Origin of the sequence: Chryseobacterium sp. VD8 (assembly GCF_037149975.1) — a bacterium.
In the GTDB taxonomy this organism is placed as follows: Bacteria; Bacteroidota; Bacteroidia; order Flavobacteriales; family Weeksellaceae; genus Chryseobacterium; species Chryseobacterium indicum.
The window spans coordinates 29,021-44,779 of record NZ_JBBCQL010000006.1; the positions used below are offsets into that span (position 1 = coordinate 29,021).

The window sequence follows — 15,759 nt, forward strand, 5'->3', positions numbered from 1 at the left end:
AAATTTGAAATGAAAACAATTACAAACATTACTATATTATTATTCTCACTATTACTACTCAATCTGATTTCTTGTGAAGAGATGCTGGAAGTTGATGTACCGGAAAATCAAATTGATAAAAACAATGTTTTTCAGGACACTCAAACAGCAAATTCCGCATTATCGGCATTATATTCGAGTTTACGAGATAATTCTCTACTGGCAGGTGATAAGATGGGATTATTTTTGAGCAATTATACAGATGATCTCACTTGTTATGCAACTACCGCAACAAATGGAATCTATGAAATTTCACAAAATCAACTCATTTCCAGCAATGCTGCAGTTTATTCACTGTGGTCAAATACATATCAACAAATCTATTTCTCCAATTCTATCTTAGAAGGTCTTGAAAAATCATCAGGAATTTCAAACACAGACAAAAGAAGAATGAAAGGTGAAGCATTACTGATACGCTGTATTTTATATTTCTATTTACAGCAAATATATGGAGATATTCCTTATTTAACTACAACTGATTACACTGCTAACAACACCTCATCAAAATTGAGTTCTGATGATGTTCTTGTTCGACTTGAAAACGATTTGAACGAATGTTATATATTATTAGCAGACGAATACAGTAACTCCGAAAGAATTTTTGTCAATCGTAAAGTTGCAGAACTGATGATGGCAAAGGTATATTTTGCAGAGCAGAGACCAGCCGATGCGGAAGCTAAATTAAAATCAATAGCTCAAAGTTCTCTTTATACTTTCGAAACTGACATTGCTAAAGTCTTTCAAAAGTCAGGAAAACATATTTTGTGGCAATTAAAACCTAAAAATTCAGGAGATGCAACAAAAGAGGCAAGTTTATATTATTTCACAGGTGCAGCACCTTCGAGCTACGCACTATCGACATCTCTTATGTCCTCCTTTGCATCATCGGATTTCAGAAAATCGAACTGGATGGCAGTAATTACTGTGGGCGCAAACACTTGGTATAGAGCCGATAAATATAAAAATCGCTCAAATAATACCACAGAGTACTCCATTGTTTTCAGGCTTGAAGAAGTTTACCTACTATTATCCGAAAGCTTGGCAAAACAAAACAAACTCAATGAAGCACTGCTATATTTAAATGCTACAAGACAACGTGCTGGACTTTCGGCGGTAACTTCAGGCATTTCACAGTCTGATTTAATTACTGAAATCGCAAGTGAGAACCGTAGAGAATTCTTTACAGAGATGGGGCATCGTTTCTTTGATCTCAAAAGGAATAACAATTTAAATTCTCTTATTTCCTCAAAACCTAATTGGCAGACTAATCATCAACTGTGGCCAATTCCTCAAAAAGATCTTGAACTAAATTCAAATTTAAATCCCCAAAATCCAGGTTACTAATGAGATCATTTAAAAATATAATAATTTTACTGTTACTTGTAGGGATTTCTTTTTGTCAAGGTCAAACGTTGAGAGGCACATTAGAAAAAAAAATGGCTCAGCAATATCGAATAAAAATTCTTGCGATGTCTCCAAAGGGAAACTGGGTTATAGCAGGAAAACATTATGATATTAACAAAGATACTATTGAAATTTTTTCAACAAAGAATAAAATTCAAAAACCTCATCTGTTAACGAAAACCTTAGATATTCCAATTTTTTTACAAGAAGAAGCTGTGGTAGCATTGGCAAAAGATAAAGCTGTCTTAGTTAGTCTGAATGATAGAAGACAGAAGGTTTTTGACAATATTAAAAGAGTTTTTGCGTCTTCAGACACAGGAACTTTTGCATTACTAAACACTGCCGATAAATTGTCTGTCTATAATAACAAAGGGGCATCATACTACGAAATAGATAGTGTAGTCAATATTACGAAAGATAATGTAAGTAAAATTTTTGTCGTAAGAAAGGGTGAAAATAAATACGAAATCTACGACACTTCTTCCCAAAATAAAAAAAAGATCTACGAGAGCCCTGTGCTTATCAAGAGAATTGAAATAAGTGATTCAAAGAAAACACTTTATATAATTGAACAAAACAGTACTGATAAAACGGAAAGTTTAGTTTTATTAGATATCAAATCTGGCAATATCTCAAAACCAATTTTACAAGATATAGATACTGGAGATTACATTGTAGTTAGTGAAATGAATGAAGAAGGAAAGTATTTTGTAAATGGCCAAACGAAGATACCAAAAAACAAAAATGTCGAAATATGGTATGGAAATGATGGTGATTTAAGCAAGCATGACACTGGTTTTGATCCAATTGACAAATATTGGATAATTACAAACAATAATCATGTAAGCGCAATTGATAATAAAGATTCGAAAAAGATTTTTTTATCTGGCAGTGATAAATATCTTTTCGCTTTTAAAAGAGGAAAACTTCAAAATTATACAGTAGATAATCAAAATATTGATTTACAGATTTTAGATACTCAGAATAATACAGCCAAACCCTTTGATATTGTAAAAAGTGCATATTTCACTCTATCCAAAGATGGAGAATTTAGTATTTACAGAGACTTGCAGGATAAATGGGTGTTATGTAATCTTTCTACGATGAAAAAAGGATATATTCAAGATCACAGTCTGCAAAATCCTGTTTTTAGTAAAGACGCGTCATTAATTTACTTTGATTCTCAAAAAGGTATTTTCGTTTATAATATTCAGAAGGATAGACTGATCAAAATTAGCGAAAATCTAAGTAAAAAAGTTAAAATTTTGAATAAAGAGAGTCTACCATTAATTGGGAGCTATTTCAAGATTTACAGATCGTACCTAAAGAATGATAATTCAGTTTTAATAAAAGTCAGAGATGACGAAGAAAACAAAACGTCATATTATACCATTGTAAATAAAGATTTAAAATCAATAATAAAATCCTCAGAAAATTATATTAGAGATTTCTACTACAACAGAAACGCAAATTTTTTTGCTTATACATTAGAAAATTACAACAAACCGATGTCTTTATATTACGTTGATGATCATAAAAAAGAACCAATAATTCTTTTAACCAATGAAAATCGAGATGCTGCAGTAAAGAATCTTAAAATTGAAATAATAAATTATATTAATTCGGATTATCAGAAGTTGAAGGGTATTTTATATTACCCAACTAACTTTGAGCCTAAAAAAAAATATCCTATGATTGTAAGAATTTATCAAATTCAGAATGATTCGGCAAATCAATATGATATTATAGGCTATAATAATCCTGCTTCTTTTGATTTGAGAACTTTACTTGACCAAGGCTATTTCGTTTATTTACCCGATATTGTATTTGGTCCAAAAGGAACAGGTCTTTCAGCATTAGACTGCGTCAATAAAGCATTGGATACAATTCAGAACAGACCGTATATTGATCAGTCGAAAATCGGATTAACAGGGCATTCCCATGGGGGATATGAGACAAACTTTATTGCTACACATTCAAACCGTTTTGCAGCGTATTTATCTGGTGCTGGTAATAGTGATATTGTACGTTCCTATTTTTCTTACAATTATAATTTCCACAGCCCATTTTACTGGCAATATGAAAATGGACAATATGAATTGAAATTTCCTTTCAGTGAAAACAAAAAATTGTACTTTGACAACAACCCCATTTATAATGTTGAGAAAGTGAATGCGCCCATTCTTTTATGGGCTGGTAAAAAAGACGAAAACATAAAATGGGATCAGGTCATGGAATTTTATATTGGGTTAAAAAGGAATAATAAAGATGTTATAGCTCTGTTTTATCCAAATCAGGGGCATAATCCAAGTTTTAATTCAGAGGATAGAAAAGATCTTTATTATCGAACATTAGAATGGTGGGATTATTTTTTAAAAGATAAAACAAACATAGATTGGATTAACAAACAAATGAAAAAGGATGCTTTATAGCATCCCTTTTTTACTGCAGTCTGAAAAGTTCCTCTCCGCACATTGTCGGGTTGTCCGAAATTTTCTCGTGCAAAGACGAACTGCTGTCGCCCGACCAAACACATGGGGCTGTGCCCACTGTGTTACACTGTTGTTGTGCGTTTAGACATTCGCCAGTAACGGCATCAATTCTGTAAGCGTCAACAATTGCTTTTGCTGAATTGCTTTTTGCAGCACTAGTTGCAAATGCTGCGCCTGTGCCAAGTAATACTGTGACTACAGGAATCATTAATTTTTTCATATTAAAGAAATTTGAATTATTGCCTACTCTATTTTAGGTTTTCGGCATTCCCCTTTTCATATAAATTAAGAATCAGTCTAGTAAACTTGTATCTTTTCAATTCTTTGTCAATTAAAACAAAAAGATACATGTCGGTTGCATACATCTGTGTTAGCGCTTTATCATCCTTTTTAGGAATATAAAAGCTTCCTACATATTCCTGTCGGTCAATCCTGTAGATATCAATGATTGAATTTTTCTTCCATGCTTTCTTAGACTCATACTTGCCAATAAGCTTTGATTCCACAAAAAGGAGGTTTTGATTAGTTGTAGGATTTTGATTGTTTTTTAAACTTGGAACATTCATTTTATGTCGACCGTCTGGAATTTTAACCACATTAAATCTAGCTCGGCTTATGGTGTCAATTGTTTTTAAGCGAGATTTCAATTCAAGATCCTCATCCATGATCATATATTCATTTCTGTAATTATATATGTATATAAGATTTTTAAAATTTTGGTTGAGCAACAATTTTCCGTCACTGTCAAATACTCCGTCAATTTGTTTTTGAAGAATATCTGGATTCAATACAACTTTTGGATTTCGATTTAAATCAAGGCTACCCAAAGTGTATTGCTGTGTACTTTTACTCTGCGTTCTTAGTGCAAATCTAGCCGAATCTAAAACGGATAATTGAGTAAAGTATGCGTTCTGATAACTTATTGTTTCTGCATATTGGTCACCAATTTTACCTCTGTAAATTATTGGGACACTTCCATCGTAAAGAAAATAATCGTTTTTAAAGGTCTGAAGCCATAGATTTTTAAAGGAATAGTCTTTCTCATCCAGCTCTATCCTTTGTTGGCTTAAATTTGATAAATCATAATTAATTTCAGAAAATAATAATGGAGCTGTTATATTTCCAAGATATATTTTTTTACTATCTGAGCCTGCAATATAGTATGAATCCAGCTTTAAATCTATTGATTTATCTTCTAGTACTGGATGTATTAGAAATCTTCTAACAAAATTATTCTCTTTTTTTATAATGTATTCTGAAGAATAAAATAGATAAACAACAAGAGAAGTACTCGCGACAAAGACTACAAAAATTTTCACAAAATAGATGATGAATTTTTGTCTATTAATAACCTCAACTAGAATTACGGAAATAAAAGAAAGTAAAATACATCCAAGATTAAATAATAGATGTTCTGTCCAATCCATTTTCTCAAGTATCCCGCCGCAAGAACAGGGAACAAAGTCGCTAAAATTTAGGATAAGATAAATATAGATTGTAAAGGCTATCATAATTCCCATAGAGCTATAAAGCCCAATTAATCGAAATTTGGGAACTATAAGAGTAACTACAATAAGAAGCTCAACGATTATTGTTGCATAAGAAATAAATCCAGCATAAGCACTTAAAAGTGGTGATTGTGCGATCTGAACCTGGAAATTTCCAAAATCCATTATTTTGCTTGCGCTAGCGTAGCAGAATAAAAGAATAAAAAAACAGGCCGTTATTAGCGGCACTTGAAGGAAGACTGATTTTTTCATGGCTAAAAAATTTATTAAAAAACTTTAAAATCAAAATCTGCCCTTTCATTATTATCTTCTTCGTCAATTTTTGAAAGATTTCCCTATACCCGATCTAACGTCGTTGGCTGGATATTATATTTTTGAGGTATAGGGAATCTTTATATCATTTCATTTAGTGTTTCCAATCTTGACCATCCTTTACAGGGGGATCTTTTTCTAATTCAATTTTCATTCTAGTTGAATCAGATGTTTTATTACTTTCCTTTGCAACTCTAGATAGTGCAAAATCATTATCTACTTGCTCATCAACTTGTCTGCAACTTTGCGCACATAAACCCACAATAAGAATTAAAAATGGGATAACTTTTTTCATAATAGTAAAATTTATTAAGGATTATCCCGGCCGGTTTTTCTCAGAATTCTTGGAGTCAAAGGTATTGTCGAAAAGACCGTCCAAACAAGCATATGTGGGTGTGCTTTACAAAGCACGACGTCGTGTTTTATAAAGCACGACAACAAAAAACAATGAAACCGCTTCATTATCAATTGTTTTTAATAATAATTAAATATCTTAATAGAATATTGGGAAAAGCCCTGTTTTATGGAGATTTTACATAAATTTGGCGGTTCTTAATTGAAGCCTACTAACCATGCTTAAAGGATTTTCATTCATTTTGATATTATTCCCCTTTTTTCTGCTGTTAAATGCGCAGAAGATGAGCGAATATGAGATTATCCGAAAAAATTATGAGAATCTTCCTAAAAATGATAAAAGAGCAATTCCTTATGTAAAGACTTATATTCAAAAATCGAAAAATGAAAATGATTTTGAACATTTAACCCAAGGATATCGGGATGCCGTTTTCTTTACTAAAAATGAAAAGCAAAAATTAGTATATTCCGATAGTATGATCTATGCCGCTTTAAAATCACGAGATAAAGATTTGATAGGTTTAGCTTATTTGGGAAAAGGGATTATCTATTACTTTAACTATAAAAAATTTGATCCGGCTTTAGATGAATATTTAAAAGCTTATAACTATTTAAAAAATACTAAAGACGAGTATTTGAAATATAAGGTCGTCTATCATATGGGAGTCGTCAAAAGCTACCTAGGCTATTATTCAGAATCTAAAGAAAATTTCGAAGAATGCATTAAATTTTTTAATAATGAATCAGTTAAACAACTTCATCCAAATGAAGTTTTCAATAATAAAAGGGGATATTTTAACTCTCTTCACCAGTTAATAATCTGTCAGAGAAATCTAAAAAATTTTGCTGCTGCTGATAGTTTAATAAATGTTGGGCTAAAAGAAATTGAGGGGATTGATGAATTTTCTTTGGAAAAGAGTTATTTTTTAAAGTGCAAAGGCATTTCAGCATATAACCGTCAAAATTATAAGCATGCAATCGATATCTTAAATAAATCTTTACCAAAAATATTGAAGGTAGATGATTTTGCGACTGCATCATTAATTTACTCTTACTTAGGAAAGAGCTACTATCATTCTGATAAGGAAAAAGCACTCCATTATTTTGAGATGGTAGATTCAATTTTCGTTCATAAAAATTTTGTTTTACCGGAGACACGTGATAGCTACGAAATTTTAATAAACCATTTTAATAACCTGAACAACACAAAGAAAGAGCTGTACTACACTAAACAGCTCTTATCAGTTGACAGCTTATTAGGAAAAGAGTTTTACTATTTGACCTCAAGAATTCACAAAGAATACGACACGAAGCGATTGTTAGATAACAAAGAAGCTTTAGAGAAGAGAAATCTTCTCACTTCCTTAATGGTAATATTTTTTATATGTCTTTCGCTGCTTTTTATCACACTATACATTTTTAAATATAGGAAGAATAAGAAGATCATGCTGAATTACAGGATACTGCAGATAAAGCTTGACAATCGTCAGCTTGAAAAAATGCTACATCAACATAGTCCCGATACCATTTACGAGGATGAGAAGACATCGATAATTAGTAAGGAGATTTACCAAGATTTACTATTAAAAATAAAATCATTTGAGGATAGACAAGAATATACTCAAATAGGATTAACATTAAATCAGTTGGCGGCTCAATTCAATACTAATACAACATATTTATCAACTTTTATCAACGAATCAAAAGGCGTTAATTTTAAAAATTACCTAAACAATCTTAGAATTGATTACATTACCAATCTAATGAATACTGATAAAAATTACTTGAAATACACAATTGAAGCATTAGCTGAAAAATGCGGTATAGCATCCCGTCAGAATTTTTCAGATCTTTTTTATGAAATTAATGGGATGCGTCCAACAGATTTTATCAAAAAAAAGAAAGAAGAGCAAAAAAATAATAACGGTAAATAGAAATCGAAAATACTAATCTATAATTTTCAAGTGAATTTTACATAATTTTGATGATCTAATCAGGAGAAGAATCTTCTCGTTTGCAAATTGAAATGTGCGAATCCTAATTAGGATTGCCTTAACTATTTTAAAAAATTGCCAAATGAAAGATTTAAAAACCTCAGGCAGATCAAAGACTGCACGAATTACTTTAAGGCTACATGACGAAGTAAAAGAAAAATGGCTGAATCACTGTAATAAATACAACCTTCATCTTTCCGATTATATCATTAGCGGCGTCGAAGGAAAGCTACTTGATAATGACAGGAAAGAAATCATGAATTTCATCGAAAATCAGGTTAATTTATTCTCTAAAATTGAGAATAATATCAATCAGATTGCAAAACATATCAACACCAACAAGCACTTACCCACTACCCTTTTATCTGATTATAATTCAAAGCTTGAAATTCTCAACAGTCTGAAAATTGAGCAAAACAGAATAATCAAAAAAATCTATATTGAACTTGCAAAATGATTGTTAAAATATTAAACAAATCATCCAGTGAGTTCAATGGTGTGATTTATAATGACAAGAAAATTGAAAAAGGAAAGGGAGAACTTTTATCAATTAAAAATTTCCCGGCTCATCTTAATCACTCTTCGGGAGCTCCAGACATAAAAAACTATCTGAAAGCAGTTTCCAAAAATAATTCAAGAATAAAAAATCCGCAGTTTCACGCTACAATATCCGCAAAAGGACGCGAATATTCTAAGGAACAATTGGCGCTTACAGCAGATAAATTCATGGATAAAATGGGCTATGGTGAACAACCGTACATTGTTGTTTTTCATAATGATACTGCCAACAACCACATTCATATTGTAAGTACAAGGGTTAATAAAGACAGCTCAAAGCGTATTGAGAGAGATTTCGAAAAATATAAAAGTCAAACTGCTTTACAGGAAACAATTAAAGAGTTGTACGGTACTGACGTACATCAAAATTTAGAAAAATTGATTGATTATAATTATAGTACGTTACATCAGTTTAAGACACTGCTGGAACTTAATGGATACGGCTATTATGAAAAAAATGATAAGTTAAATATTACAAAAAACGGCGCTTTTATCAAAGTTTTAAATGTCAATGATTTAAATTTTTCAAAAAAAAGTTTTGACGAGAAAAGAAAAAAACAGATATTTGCTCTATTCAAAAAATACAAAGAGGTATTTTCCAACTCGGTTTTCAGAGTATCGGATAAAAACCATGCCTCCTACCAATCAGAGCTTCAATACCATCTGAAGAAAAAATTTGGGATTGATGTTGTTCTTTCATTCAAAGATGATAAACAGCCTTTCGGCTATTCCATCATCGACCACAAAACCAATACGATTTACAAAGGCAGTGATATAATGAAAATGAGTGACCTATTCATTATCAGCTCCCAAGTATTAGACAAAAAGATCTTTGACATTCTGGCCAATTCAAATTTGACAATCGAAACGAAGAACGTTTTTAAAAAGCATTTGGAACAAGAGTACAAATGCGAAATCCAGGATTATATGCTTTTTTTGAAACAATCGAAAAAGACAAATTATAATATCTGGAAAGACACACGAAATTCAACAATAGATCACATCCTAAACTTAAGGAAAGTAAGTAATAATTCGCAGGATAAAATAAAGATCGTCAGTTTCTCAAATGAGGCATTCGTCATTAATAAGATTGACAATGTTGTCTTTACCGTAAAAGAATTGGTCGGAGATTACTATTACAACCTTTATTTATCTCAATTACTAAATCCTCAAAATCCAGGACACCAGTCTATTGTCAATGGCGTGCAAGCTGCAGAAGCATCAAGTTTAGAAGAAATGTTAAAACGCACTTCCCTATTTGATATTTCAGCAGCTTCTCCGCCATCAAGCGAAGAACTAGAAAATAGAAGAAGAAAAAAGAAAAAAAAGAGATGATTATTACGTTTGCAAATCAGAAGGGCGGAGTTGGCAAGACCACTTTAGCCATTGCATTTGCCAACTATCTTTCTATGTTTACCGATAAAAAGGTAAATGTCATCGACTTTGATTTTCAGCGTTCATTTTACAGGCAATGGTCAGAAGACAAAGAATTAAAAGCAGATTATCTTTATGAAGTAGAGAAAATTTCGGAAGAAAATATTCATCTCACGCAGAATGAAAAAGTTTTAATGCAGTTAAAGGAAAGTCAGGAGGTTATTCTTTTTGATACCGCCGGAAATATTCAGAATAATTACACGCAGGTATTACAATACAGTGATGCCATAATAATTCCTTATGGATACTCCAGTGTTACAATGATGTCTACAGTACTGTTTCTCAATCTTCTTAAGCTTATCAAAGTCAAGGCAAAAATATATTTCATCAGAAATAATATGCGCAAAGACGACAGCTACGAATTGAAACCTGTAATGGATGCTGAATTCAATACGATAGGGAAAGTAATTGGCGGATCAGTTCTAACCAGAAAATGTATGCTTAGCATCAACACAAAAGGACTGACATATGAACAAAAGTTAGCTGTCAAAGAAACATTCGATGAATTAATTTATCATCTATGGGAATTTTAGACCGCTATACGACCGATGAAGATAAAGAGGAATTAGCAAAGAATCTCAATATTCTGAGTGACGAGGCAGTCTTATCGAAAAAGGGCATTAAACACAAAACAGCAGATGCAGCAAAAAACACTCGGACAAAGAAAAAACCAACCAATCTAACCGAACTTGATGATAAAACCTTATGCATAATTAATGAATTTGTTGACTCTTACAAGAGTAATGACAAAACCAGCAGAATGATAAGGATACAGGATCATCATTACAGAAAGTTGGTGGGCCTTCGTGCTGACGGGATATCTGTAAGCGAATTTGTAAGTTTTGCGGTGCATCTCGCTCTAAAATCTGACGATTATGAAAATTTCTTAAACATTTTAAAAAAGTGAAAATTTATGGGAAAAGTCCTAATGATTACTGGTTTACTATACATTCTATATTATACCGGCATTGCAGTTTATGACTTATTTATAAAAAAACAGATCGTAAATAGAAATGAAAATGATGGCGAATTGATCAGCCTTGAGAACTTTATTGAAGAAACTCCAGGAGAAATAATAAATATTTATGAAGATGACGTAGAGAATTTAAACTTACCAAGTTCCTATGATTATGAAGAGACAGAATTATCCTCCGAAGAAAACGGCGAACCTTTTAACCATCGACGTTTTGAGGAAGAGCGGGAAATTGAAAACTTCTATGGCGACAATCAACAGGGCAAAGATGAAAAAGAAGTGCGTCAATCATTTCTTTCAAATTTAAGTTCAGTGATCGGAAGCAAAAATTCGGAGGCAATACCTCATCAGAAGGAAATAATTCCGTCAGTTATTTCGGATGAGATGTTTCGAAATTTCTTTGAAAAAGCATCAAGACATATCGTTGTCGGCTCTGAAAGCGGTCAGAGTTTTTACAAATCAAGTTTAGTTTTTTAATTACATTCAGTCAATGATACGGAAAACGCCGTATCTGTTTCGATTCCAAAGCACTTTATGGAGCTTTGGAATCTTTTTTTACCAGACGGTTTCAAATGAAACAATTCAATTATTGTTCAATTAAAATTTTAAAAATCAAATGAAAAATAATATTACAAGCATTAATAAACACCATAAAATTAAAAAAGCGCTGTTCTCCGCAATCTTGGTATTATGCACAAATTTACTTTTTGCTCAGACAGGAGGCGCCGGAGCTATATCTTCGGCAACATCGGATATCGAAGAGTACGTTGAGCCAGTCTCAAACTTAGTTCAAATGATAGGTGCGATCGTAGGCATTGTCGGAGGTGTCCGAATTTACAACAAATGGAACAATGGTGACCAAGACGTCAATAAAGAACTGATTGGCTGGGGAGGTGCCTGTATCTTCCTGCTTCTCGTTCCCACAGTAATTCAGGCATTTTTTGGAATATAAGAAATGGAAGAAAAGAGTTTCTTTCTATACAAGGGGCTAAAGAAGCCCCTTGTGTTTAAAGGTCTGAAAGGAAAGTATATCTATTATGCCGGTGGTTCATTTGCCGGCACAATGGTTTTAGGCATCATTCTAAGCAAAGTTATAGGATTCTTTATAGGGATAGTTCTTGCTTTAGGTATTGGTGCAGGATTGATTTGGAATGTCTTCAGATTACAGAAAACCAAAGGTCTTTTTAACAAAACGCTTAACAAAAATGAGATTTTTATGATTCCTGTAAAAATAAAACTGAAGCAGAAGTACAAACGTTAGGAAATACACACAATGAAAAAGAAAAGCTTTAGTCTGCCATTTATTGGCTACGACTACGGTTCAGAATTTAATGTTAATTATGATGTTCTTATCGGTGAATTTGGAAACCCGATCATTGCCATCCAAATTAAAAATATTGTCACACAGTATTCGGCAGACCGTGCCTTGTATCTGAAGTATCATTCAATACTACTTAATATTATCAGTATTATTGGAGAAGGATATATCGTTCAGAAGCTGGACATTTTCGATAAAAAGATCTACCAGGCGGAAGCACATGAAGAATATTTACAGCAAAAATATTCAGAACATTTTGCGGGAAGAATTTACAAAACAATCGATAGCATTCTGGTATTTACCCACAGGATCGATCAAAGCAAAAAGAAAAACCAGTACAAATATTCAGATAAAAAGTATAAGGAATTGCGAGACAAAGCAGAAAAAATCTTTATGCTTCTGAAGGAAAATGATTTTGAGCCCCATTTTTTCTTTGAAAAGAATTTTGAGTATTACATCTCCTCTATTCTTTCCATGAACTTTGGCAGATCAACAAAAGCTTTTGACAATATAAGGTCACTTGACAGTAATCTCCAGATTGGTAATTCCTATGTGAAGACCATTTCTTTAGTAGATGTTGAAAATATTGAACTGCCCAATGAAATTTACCCTTACACAACGTTGGGTGGAAACGGAGCTATCAAAGATACCGCAGTTGACAATTTTTCTTTTATTAATGACCTGGAACTGTACAATACCATTATTTACAACCAAATTATTGTCATTCCTGATCAGACGGAAAGAGTTAAATTTTTAGCCAATAAAAAAAATCGTCACGAAGGATTTCAGAATGAACCTTTGAATAGGATCTGCGCCGAAGAAATAGGTATTTTGCTGGATAATATTGCTAAGGACGGTCAGCTTATTGTTGACGCACATTACAGTCTTGTCACCAGCTGCCCAACTATTGAGGATTTGGAAAAAATCCAGTCGATGATTGAGAACCAGCTCTTTCAAAAAGGAGTAATTTCCAGTAAAAATTCTTTCAATCAATTGGAGTTGTTTCGAGCATCACTACCGGGGAATGCCAATGAACTAAAAGAATACGATTTGTTTACCACAACGAGTGAAGCCTCGCTGTGCTTTTTTTTTTAAAGAGAGCTACCCCGTAGATGAACCATCCAGTTTTTACCTGAGATTTACGGACAGACAGGGAGTTCCGTTAAAGGTCGACACCGCTGATCTGCCAATGCAGATCGGCAGAATCAATAATCGAAACAAATTTGTTCTTGGACCGTCAGGAAGCGGAAAATCTTTTTTGATGAATAATATCATTGAACAATATTTAGCCTACAATTATGATGTTGTAATTGTGGACACCGGAGACAGTTACAGCGGGACGGCAAAATATAAGAATGGGAAGTATATTCAGTACACCGAAGAGAAGCCAATCACAATGAACCCCTTTGTAGTCAGCCAATCGGAATTTAATATTGAGAAAATTGAGTTTCTAGGAAATCTTATTTTTCTGATATGGCAGGGTGCAGATTCATCGATGACCACCACACAAAAATCCATTATTGATAATCTGCTCTTAGCGTATTACCATCAGTTTTTCAAAGGTGGTACCAATTGGTATCAGCAAAAGACCTCGCGTGAGCTGATTCTATACCTAAGTAAATACAACATCTACGAAGATGATCTTTATAATGAATTTGAGAGCCAATACAGTGAAAATGAAAATTACTATCAAATTTTAGGAATACCAATGGATGCTGAAAGCTCGGACATTAAAAAGGCGTTTCGAAAATTGGCGGTACAGTATCATCCTGATAAAAATCTTGATAAAGCTGATTTTGATGATTCCATATTCGACAAAATACACGAGGCTTACGAAACATTGGTCAATACCGAAAAAAGAAAGACTTACGATGAAAGCCAACTGATCCTTTCAAATACTAAAATAATTGAAAGACCCAAAATCAACAGTGCGGAGTGGGAAAATGCCTTCAGAAAATCACTCATCAAAAAACTGGTAGAGCTTGAAGAAATGCTAGACGTGGAAGAACTTTCTTTCAACACTTTTTATGAGTATTCTGAAAAATTTCTTCCTATTTATCTTTCCAATAAAAAGTTCAAAATTTCTGAAGCTGAATTCAACCTGAGAACATTCCTTTATGTATTGGCTGATTTTTACAAAGGAGGTAGGTATGGAACGACTTTAAATGAAGATGCAGACAACTCATTATTTTATGAGCCCTTTATCGTCTTTGAGATTGATAATGTTAAAGATAATCCTAAGCTGTTTCCTATTGTAACCCTCATTATTATGGATACGTTTATCCAGAAAATGCGTCTGAGAAAAGATAGGCGAAAAGCACTCATTATTGAAGAAGCCTGGAAGGCAATTGCGAGTAAACTAATGGGAAGTTATATTTTATACCTGTATAAAACAGTCAGAAAATTCTGGGGTGAAGCCGTTGTTGTTACACAGGAGCTGGATGATATTATCGGGAATGCTGTCGTAAAAGACAGTATTATTAATAATTCGGATACCTTCATACTTCTCGATCAGACAAAATTCATCGATAATTTTGATAAGATTGCAAAATTGCTCTCACTTAATGAGGTTGAGCAGAGTAAGATTTTCACCATTAATAATCTAAATAATAAAAGCGGTAGAAGCCGGTTCAAAGAATTTTATCTTAAACGGGGCAGCAAAGGTGAAGTATATGGTAATGAAGTTTCACTACAGCAATATTTGACTTATACTACTGAAAAACCTGAAAAATCTGCACTCGAATACTATGTTAATGAATATCGAAACTATCAGGATGCATTGGAGCAGTTTGTTCTAGATATTGATCATCTGAAAGACGGTCTACCAAACTTGGTATCATTGGTAAATATTTACCAAAAACCTATTGACAACGGGTTAATCGAATACTATCATTCATTCAAAAAGCAAAACCCTAGTAAAGATTTCTTCAAAAGTATCAAACGGCTACTTATAGATCAAGATATAACGCTAAAGGAATTTATTAAAAGCAAAAATCAGACTTATGAAAAAATATAGCATCATACTCATGGTCTTTATCATGAGTTTTTATAAAACACAAACTCCCTATATAGATGTACTGACAGCTCCTGCTATGATTTTATATGCCAATCAAATTAAAAGCGAGCAGGAGAAAACAGTCGACGAGATGAATAAACTGCAGCAGGCGCAGGCGGTTGTCTCAACTCAGATGGTTCTGGCCAACGATCTGCAGAATAAATTGTACAAAGGATTAAAAGAGGTAAATGGTACTTTGAAAAACGGCATTCAAGTTCAGAATATTTACAACAACCTTAGCAAAATAATCACGAATGTTGATGGGATATATAACGAAGTGCAGGATGCACCGGAGTACAGCATATTTGCGACAAAATC

13 protein-coding genes and 2 pseudogenes are annotated in these 15,759 nt (G+C 32.9%); 12 read left to right on the forward strand and 3 right to left on the reverse strand.

Features of this window, described 5'->3' with window-relative positions:
• Positions 1-9: 9 nt before the first annotated feature.
• Together WFK35_RS01465 and WFK35_RS01470 are read left to right on the forward strand one after the other, a co-directional pair.
• The gene (locus tag WFK35_RS01465) at positions 10-1,383 is read left to right on the forward strand and encodes a RagB/SusD family nutrient uptake outer membrane protein (protein WP_027383741.1); all 1,374 of its coding nucleotides are present in this window, start codon (positions 10-12) and stop codon (positions 1,381-1,383) included.
• Positions 1,383-3,875, forward strand: coding sequence for an alpha/beta hydrolase family protein (locus WFK35_RS01470; RefSeq protein ID WP_002977332.1), 2,493 nt, complete (start codon positions 1,383-1,385; stop codon positions 3,873-3,875). The genes WFK35_RS01465 and WFK35_RS01470 overlap by 1 nt, the downstream gene beginning before the upstream one ends.
• Before the next feature lie 10 nt (positions 3,876-3,885).
• On the opposite strand, the gene WFK35_RS01475 is transcribed toward WFK35_RS01470, so the two are convergent.
• The 3 genes from WFK35_RS01475 to WFK35_RS01485 form a co-directional block, all read right to left on the reverse strand.
• Complete coding sequence (locus tag WFK35_RS01475) at positions 3,886-4,155, reverse strand: DUF6520 family protein (RefSeq protein WP_002977331.1); 270 nt, start codon at positions 4,153-4,155, stop codon at positions 3,886-3,888.
• A gap of 28 nt (positions 4,156-4,183) precedes the next feature.
• Positions 4,184-5,695 carry a MauE/DoxX family redox-associated membrane protein gene (locus tag WFK35_RS01480; protein WP_002977330.1) on the reverse strand — a complete coding sequence of 504 codons (1,512 nt, stop codon included), beginning with the start codon at positions 5,693-5,695 and terminating at the stop codon, positions 4,184-4,186.
• Between the two features lie 154 nt (positions 5,696-5,849).
• Positions 5,850-6,050, reverse strand: coding sequence for a hypothetical protein (locus WFK35_RS01485; RefSeq protein WP_002977329.1), 201 nt, complete (start codon positions 6,048-6,050; stop codon positions 5,850-5,852).
• A 343-nt stretch (positions 6,051-6,393) separates the two neighbouring features.
• Between WFK35_RS01485 and WFK35_RS01490 the strand changes: the two genes are divergently transcribed.
• The 10 genes and pseudogenes from WFK35_RS01490 to WFK35_RS01535 form a co-directional block, all read left to right on the forward strand.
• Positions 6,394-8,043 (forward strand): helix-turn-helix domain-containing protein, encoded by a 1,650-nt coding sequence (locus tag WFK35_RS01490; RefSeq protein ID WP_164720332.1) that lies wholly within the window; start codon positions 6,394-6,396, stop codon positions 8,041-8,043.
• Between the two features lie 142 nt (positions 8,044-8,185).
• The gene (locus WFK35_RS01495; RefSeq protein WP_002977327.1) at positions 8,186-8,560 is read left to right on the forward strand and encodes a hypothetical protein; all 375 of its coding nucleotides are present in this window, start codon (positions 8,186-8,188) and stop codon (positions 8,558-8,560) included.
• Positions 8,557-9,996 (forward strand): relaxase/mobilization nuclease domain-containing protein, encoded by a 1,440-nt coding sequence (locus WFK35_RS01500; RefSeq protein ID WP_002977326.1) that lies wholly within the window; start codon positions 8,557-8,559, stop codon positions 9,994-9,996. Before WFK35_RS01495 ends, WFK35_RS01500 begins: the two co-directional genes overlap by 4 nt.
• On the forward strand, positions 9,993-10,628 hold the full coding sequence (locus tag WFK35_RS01505) for a ParA family protein (RefSeq protein ID WP_002977325.1): 636 nt from the start codon (positions 9,993-9,995) through the stop codon (positions 10,626-10,628). Before WFK35_RS01500 ends, WFK35_RS01505 begins: the two co-directional genes overlap by 4 nt.
• The gene (locus tag WFK35_RS01510) at positions 10,616-11,002 is read left to right on the forward strand and encodes a hypothetical protein (protein ID WP_002977324.1); all 387 of its coding nucleotides are present in this window, start codon (positions 10,616-10,618) and stop codon (positions 11,000-11,002) included. Before WFK35_RS01505 ends, WFK35_RS01510 begins: the two co-directional genes overlap by 13 nt.
• A 6-nt stretch (positions 11,003-11,008) precedes the next feature.
• Positions 11,009-11,545, forward strand: coding sequence for a hypothetical protein (locus tag WFK35_RS01515; RefSeq protein WP_002977323.1), 537 nt, complete (start codon positions 11,009-11,011; stop codon positions 11,543-11,545).
• Between the two features lie 139 nt (positions 11,546-11,684).
• Positions 11,685-12,020 carry a DUF4134 domain-containing protein gene (locus WFK35_RS01520; RefSeq protein WP_002977322.1) on the forward strand — a complete coding sequence of 112 codons (336 nt, stop codon included), beginning with the start codon at positions 11,685-11,687 and terminating at the stop codon, positions 12,018-12,020.
• Positions 12,021-12,023: 3 nt separating this feature from the next.
• Entirely contained in the window at positions 12,024-12,329 is a 306-nt protein-coding gene (locus WFK35_RS01525; protein WP_002977321.1) for a DUF4133 domain-containing protein, read from the forward strand.
• Between the two features lie 12 nt (positions 12,330-12,341).
• Positions 12,342-15,402 (forward strand): annotated as a pseudogene (locus WFK35_RS01530) (TraG family conjugative transposon ATPase).
• Positions 15,389-15,759 (forward strand): annotated as a pseudogene (locus WFK35_RS01535) (hypothetical protein); the annotation flags it as partial. The pseudogenes WFK35_RS01530 and WFK35_RS01535, both read left to right, overlap by 14 nt.